The organism is Candidatus Phytoplasma sp. AldY-WA1, from assembly GCF_020312115.2.
GTDB lineage: Bacteria > Bacillota_I > Bacilli_A > Acholeplasmatales > Acholeplasmataceae > Phytoplasma > Phytoplasma vitis.
This window is the reverse complement of the sequence record NZ_JAHRHX020000139.1, coordinates 1-728: the sequence shown is the minus strand read 5'-3', so window position 1 is coordinate 728 and position 728 is coordinate 1. Positions and strand designations below refer to the sequence as shown.

Genomic DNA, 728 nt, shown 5'->3' with positions numbered 1-728 from the left:
ATTACTAATAAAACAACAGAAGTTGCTAAAAACACAACATCAATTACTAAAATAATCATTTTCTTTATTTTCTTTATTATTATATTAATTTTTTATCTAGCTTATAAGTATTACCAGGATCAAAACCAGCTGAACCAGTACCAGGATGTGGAGGAACACTGGACCAGCAAAGACCAGTACCAGGATGACGAGGAACTGGACTATAAAAAGCTAAAAATCAGAAAAGATCTTATTTTATTATCGGATCAAATTAATTCATTTATGAAAAAATATGATTTTTATCATTCTATTTTTTATGAATTAAAAAAAATAAAAGATTTTTTAGATTTTAAGTTTTTTTTGTTTTCTAACGAAAAATTAAAAAATTTATTAGATCATTTGAAAGATATTGAAAAAATTTTAATTCAAATATATATAACCAAAAGAAAAACAAACAATATCGATTATAAGTTCAATATCGATTATATGTTGCTTATGACTTACGATCAAATGGTTACTATTTTAAAAGAAAAATATGGAACAGTCAAGGGAGATTATTTTTTAGATAAACAATGTACTGAAGAAAATTTATCCATCAAAAGATGGCAGGAAGAAGGTTTAGAAATACACCATATTAAGGAAAATGAAAGGACAGGATTATCAATTCCTAAATATGCAAGAAATGCTTCTTTTGAATACCAAAAAAGTAAAAATTTAGTTTACTGCAATTTATTAGAACATTTTCTTTT

1 pseudogene is annotated in these 728 nt (G+C 24.3%); it reads left to right on the top strand.

What is annotated here, in order from left to right:
- Positions 1-728: pseudogene (locus KTO59_RS04475) on the top strand (hypothetical protein); the annotation flags it as partial.